This is a genomic window from Pseudokineococcus sp. 5B2Z-1 (assembly GCF_037482305.1).
Classification (GTDB): Bacteria; Actinomycetota; Actinomycetes; order Actinomycetales; family Quadrisphaeraceae; genus Pseudokineococcus.
This window is the reverse complement of the sequence record NZ_JBBHZG010000001.1, coordinates 916,543-921,988: the sequence shown is the minus strand read 5'-3', so window position 1 is coordinate 921,988 and position 5,446 is coordinate 916,543. Positions and strand designations below refer to the sequence as shown.

At 80.4% G+C, this 5,446-nt stretch carries 5 protein-coding genes; 2 read left to right on the top strand and 3 right to left on the bottom strand.

The genetic code is table 11. The features are described from left to right. Positions 1-58: 58 nt before the first annotated feature. Positions 59-274, bottom strand: a complete 216-nt coding sequence (locus WDV85_RS03855) for a hypothetical protein (protein ID WP_339569355.1) — start codon at positions 272-274, stop codon at positions 59-61. Positions 275-336: 62 nt separating this feature from the next. Further along, the gene (locus WDV85_RS03850) at positions 337-1,620 is read right to left on the bottom strand and encodes a glycosyltransferase (protein WP_339569354.1); all 1,284 of its coding nucleotides are present in this window, start codon (positions 1,618-1,620) and stop codon (positions 337-339) included. A 381-nt stretch (positions 1,621-2,001) separates the two neighbouring features. Between WDV85_RS03850 and WDV85_RS03845 the strand changes: the two genes are divergently transcribed. Then, the gene (locus WDV85_RS03845; protein ID WP_339569353.1) at positions 2,002-3,444 is read left to right on the top strand and encodes a M23 family metallopeptidase; all 1,443 of its coding nucleotides are present in this window, start codon (positions 2,002-2,004) and stop codon (positions 3,442-3,444) included. 70 nt (positions 3,445-3,514) lie between these two features. Then, positions 3,515-4,114, top strand: a complete 600-nt coding sequence (locus WDV85_RS03840; RefSeq protein ID WP_339569352.1) for a GNAT family N-acetyltransferase — start codon at positions 3,515-3,517, stop codon at positions 4,112-4,114. A 31-nt stretch (positions 4,115-4,145) separates the two neighbouring features. On the opposite strand, the gene WDV85_RS03835 is transcribed toward WDV85_RS03840, so the two are convergent. Beyond that, positions 4,146-5,087, bottom strand: coding sequence for a hypothetical protein (locus WDV85_RS03835; RefSeq protein WP_339569351.1), 942 nt, complete (start codon positions 5,085-5,087; stop codon positions 4,146-4,148). Positions 5,088-5,446: the final 359 nt, after the last annotated feature.

Below are 5,446 nucleotides of genomic sequence, written 5' to 3'. Positions count from 1 at the left end.
CCCCCCCCCCCGACGCCGTCGGTCACGGCGGAGTGCCGCCGCCGGCGCGGGCCGCGACCTACCGGCGCCGGCGGCGGACGAGCAGCAGGCCGGCGGTGACGAGCACGGCCGCGACCAGCGGGGCGACGTAGCTCGGGCCCGGCAGGAGCGGGCCCAGGACGAGCACGAGGAGCACGACGGCCACCGCGGCGACGAGGCCCTCGACGGCGCTGCCGCGGCGCGGCGGCGCCGAGGACGACCGCTCGCCCCGGTGGCGGCGAGGAGGCGTGCTCACCGGGGTGACCGTACGGGACGGACCGTGCGCGCCACCGCGGGCAGCAGCCGCTCGGTGCGCCGTCAGGCCATTCCCTCGAGGACGTCGACGGCACGGGCCGCTCCCCGCTCACCCGCCATCGCCCCGGCCGCCGCGCGCGCGGCTCGCCGGTGCGCGGGGGCGGCGGCGAGGCGGCGGGCGAGCCCCTCGGCGGTGAGCCTCCGCGCGGGCAGGGGGGCCGGGGACAGGCCGAGGTCGTGCAGGCGCCGAGCCCACCAGGGCTGGTCGGCGACGAAGGGGACGACGACGGAGACCGCCCCGGCGCGCGCGACGGCGTGGACGGTGCCGGCGCCCCCGTGGTGGACGACGACGTCGGCGCGCGGCAGCACCGCGGCGTGGGGCGCCGACGAGGCGACGAGCACGTCGCCGGAGCTCCCGGCGGCCTCCCGCGCCGCGCGGGCGTCCAGGCCGCCCCAGCCCGTGAGGACGAGGAGGCGGGCGCCGCGGGCGCGCGCCGCGGCGACGACCGCCCGGCTGCGGGCCTCGGCGTCGGCGGGCCCCGTGGCCATCGACCCGAAGCCGGCGACGACCACCGGGGCGCCGGCCGCCCGCGCGGCGGTGAGGAAGGCCTCCACCTCGGGGTCCACGTCGGCGTCGGCGTCGTCGTCGTGCCACGGCCCCGTGAGGTGGGCGGTGCCCGGCCAGTCGGCCGGCCGTGGCACGAGGACCGGGCTCACCGGGCACAGCGCGGCCGCCGGGGGAGCCAGGGCGCCCGCGGGCAGCCCGTGCGCGACCCGCAGCCGGCGCAGGTCCGGTCCCAGCGCCGCCCCCGCGGCGGCGGTGGCGCGGTAGGTGAGCCGGTTGAGGCGCCTGCCCAGGTCGCGCGCGGCGACGCCCGCGGCCGGGAACGCGCCGGTCGCCGTGAGCGCGGGCACGGTCTCGACGAGGACGTGCGGGACGTCGAGCACCGCGGCGGCGAGGGGCGCGGAGAGCACCTTCGGGTGGGCGACGACGACGTCGGGCCGGACGTCGCGGGCCGTTGCCACCGCCGAGGCCAGCAGCGCCCGCAGGGCCGGGTGCACCGTCGACCGCCAGGCGCGCAGCGCCGCCGCGGGCGAGACGCCCTGGCGGGCGACGAGGCTCCCGAGGTCGCCGTCGAGGACGACGACGCGGAAGGGCTCGGCCGCCGGCTCCCCGACCATCCCCGTCGTCATGCTCCGCGTGGCGCCGAGCACGACCTCGTGGCCCCGGCGCGCGGCCTCGCGGGCCAGCGCGACGAACGGCTCGAGGTCGCCGCGCGAGCCGGCCGTGAGCAGCAGCAGCCGCCGCGGACGGGCGGTGACGACGTCGTCTCCGGGCGCGGGCACGCCCCGAGCCTCCCACCAGCGGGGCGCCCCTCCCAGCGTCCGTCGGACCTGTTCGTCGGAGGTGACCGAGCACGGTCACCTCCGACGAACAGGTCCGAGAGCCGGAGGCACCCCTCGCCGGCTGGCGCGGACGACGACGCCGGATGCCCACGAACCGGGCGTCCCAGGTGGTTCACAGCCTGCTCATCGCTGGCTACGGTGTGCCAGCACGAGGTGCCACCCAGGTGCCGACGGCGCTGCCCTCCACCCCCGACCGCGAAGGCGCTGCCTGCTGTGGAGCACTCCGGCCGTCCTCTGCCCGCCGCCGCACGAGCGACCCGACCCGCGCGACGCCCCGTCGCCGTGCGCCGTGCTCGACCCCCGCGCCGGGCGTCGCGGGCCGTGCTCGCGGCGTCGGCCCTCGCCCTGACGACGAGCCTCCTCGCCGTCCCGGCCGCCGCTGCGCCGGAGGTCAGCGAGCCGGGGGAGCGCAAGGCCGCGGTCGACTCGGCCGTCACCGCGCTGCAGCAGGACCTCGTGGGCACGTCCGCGGAGCTGCAGGGCGCGTACGCCGAGTACGCCGCGGTGCAGCAGCAGCTGCCCGGCGCCCGCTCCGCCGCGGACGCCGCCCGGGCCGAGCGGAGCCGGGCCCGGGCCGAGGCGGACGAGCTCGCCCAGCGGGTCGCGTCCTCGACCGCCGCGCAGGAGGCGGCCGCCGAGGCCGTGGCGGGGACGGAGGAGGCGATGGCGGAGCACCGGACCTCGGTCGGCCGGATCGCGGCGTCGTCCTACCGCGGCAACGGGATGCCGGAGATGCTCGCGCTCGCCATGGGGTCGGCCAGCACCGACGACCTCGCCTCGCGCTCGGCCGCCCTCGCCGGGCTGAGCACCACGCAGTCCGCCGTCCTCGCCGACCTGTCCTCGGAGCAGGCCGTGCGCACGAGCGCCCGCGCGCGGCTGGAGGCCGTCACCGAGCAGGTCGCCGACCTCGAGGCCGAGGCCGAGCGCCAGCTCGTGCGCGCCCAGGCCGCCGAGGCGGCCGCCGAGGCGCGCCAGCGCGAGGTCGAGGACCTCGTGGCGCGCCAGGACCGGGCCGTCGCCGTCATCGAGGCGCGCCAGGCCGAGGAGGAGGAGCGCCTGGACGCGCTCCAGGCGGAGTCCGACGCCCTGGGCGCGCAGCTGCGCGCCATCGCCGAGGAGGAGCGCCGCGCCGAGGCGCGCCGGGTCGCGGCCGAGCAGGAGGCGCAGCGCCAGGCGGCCCGCGAGGCGGAGGAGCGCGCCGCGCGCGAGGCCGAGGAGCGCGCGGCCCAGGAGCAGGCGGCGCAGCAGGCGTCTCGGGAGCAGTCGTCCGGATCATCGTCTGGATCATCGTCTGGGCCCCGCGCCGCGGCGGCCCCGCCCGCGGCCGCCCCGGCGCCGCCCAGCGCGGTGAGCCGCGGGTCGTCGTCGGACCGCGGGGGCCGTCTGCTGCGCCCCGAGGGCCGCCTGTCGTCGCCCTTCGGCATGCGCATGCACCCCATCCGCGGCTACATGCGCATGCACAACGGGCAGGACTTCGCCGCCGGCTGCGGGACGCCGGTGCGGGCCGCGGAGGACGGGACCGTCGTGTCGGCCGGCTACAACGGCAGCTACGGCAACATCGTCGTCATCAGCCACGGGCTCGTGGACGGTCGCTCGGTGGCCACGGCCTACGCCCACCTGAGGGGCTTCGCCGTCCGCTCCGGGTCCGTCTCGCGCGGCCAGGTCATCGGCTACGAGGGCACGACGGGCGGCTCGACGGGCTGCCACCTGCACTTCGAGGTGCGCGTCGACGGCGCGCCGACCGACCCCATGGCGTGGCTCTGACGTCCTGACGCCGGCGCGACGACCCCGAGCCCGGCCCGGGGTCGTCGGTCGTCCCTGCGACGATCGCGGCGTGAGCACGTCGAGCACCTCCTCCGAGCGCGACACGGCCACGGCCGGCCCGCTCCGCACCCGCGTCGTCCCGCCCTCGGGCGGGCCGGGCTCCGCCGATGACCCCGCGCTGCGCGAGGACCTCCTGCGCACGTGGGTCGACGTCTCCGAGGCCGGGGGCAGCGTCGGCTTCGTCCCCCCGGTCGACCCGGCGGCGGTCGCCGCCGCGCTCGACGGCACGCTCGCGAGGGTGCGCGAGGGGCGCGACGTGCTCGTCGTCCTCGAGGAGGGGCAGGACGGGGCGGAGCGGCTCCGCGCCGTCGGCATGGGGGTGCTGCTCGCCGGGAGCACTCCCATCACCGCCCACTGGCGCACGGTGGTCCGCCTCATGGTGGCGCCGCGCCTGCAGGGCCGGGGCGCCGGTCGCCGCCTGCTCGCGGCGGTGCACGCGGCGGCGCGCGACCTCGGGCTCGAGCAGCTCTCCCTCACCGTCCGCGACGGCCAGGGCCTGCAGCCCTTCTACGAGCGGGCCGGCTACGTCGTCGTCGGGCGCCACCCCGGGGCGCTGCGCGTCGGACCGGGCGACGACCGCGACGAGGTGCGGCTGGTCGTCCGGCTCTGAGTCGAGCGGTCCCGTCCGGCGGCCGACCGGGTCAGCCCGTCGGGCCGATGGGCTCCTCGCCCTCGGTGAGCCCGAGGTGCAGGTGGTCCGCGTGCAGGTCGTCGCTGAAGAAGGCCGGCCCGGCGGGTCCGTCGAGGTCCACGGGACCGCCGACCTCGGTCGCCCCGGCGGCCCCGGCGGCGCGCATGGCCGCCGCGACGACGTCGAGGGACGCCGGGTCGACGACGAGCCGGCCGTCGACCCGCCACACGTCGAGCGCCCGGCCCCGGGTGTGGTTCGAGAGCCGGTCGGTGCCGAAGACCTTCGCCGGGTGGCCGGTGCGCGCCACGGAGACGGCCACCTCGTGCGCGGCCGCGAGACCCAGGAGCATCGCGAGCGCCTCGTCGCCCACCACCCCGGCGCGGACGTCGGCGGCGGCGTCGTCCGGCAGCTCGACGCGCGGGGAGGCGAGGACCTCGAGCGCCAGCGCGCTCGGCGCCGCGCCCGCGGGCCGGGGCGCGGGCGGCTGCACCCCCGTGACCCGCCACGACCCGTCCGCCGACGGGGCCAGGCGGACGTCGAGCGTCGCGCCGCGCTCGGAGGCCTCGCCCTGCCGCCCGCGCCGCTCCTGGCGGGCCACGACCATGACGCTCGCCGCGTCGGCCGTGAGGCCGCCGTACTGCGGGTGCACGACAGCGGTGGCCGCCGTCGGCGCCTCCGGTGCGGTGAGCGGCCCCAGGGCCGCGGCCAGGGCGGCGCGGTCGGCGTCCGGCGCCAGGAGGTCAGCGGCCGCGAGGCGGGCCACGAGCGCCGCGCCCGCCCCCTCGAGCCGGGCGTCCTCCGCCGACGCCGGCCCCTCGGCCGCAGCGGCCCCCACGGCCGGACCCGCCCAGGTGCCCGCGACCTCGACCGCCCGCGCCGCGGCCTGCTTGACCTCCGGCCGCACCTCGCCGGGCCCCGCGCGCCACGGCGCCGGTGCCGGCAGCGGATCCACCGGGGCGACCTCGAGCGCGGGCCGGGCGGCGCTCGGCCCCGGGGCGGCCGCCCGGCCGGGTGACGCAGGGGCCGACGGGCCGGCCGGGGGCGGCGCGCCCGAGCAGGCCGCGAGGACGACGACGGCCGCGAGGGCCGCGAGAGCCCGGGGCGCGCCGGGATGGCGGGCCGTGCCGCTCCGCGGGACGGCCCCGACGGGCGGAGGGGGGAGGGGCGTCGGCGGGATCACGCCGCGCTGCGGCGGACAGCCCCTGCGCCCGCCTCGTGGGTCGGCGGCGAGCCCGCCGCGTCACGTGCTCCCGCGTCGCCGGCGTGGCGCGGCTCGGGAGCCGCACGGCGCCCCGGAGCGGGCGCGCGCCC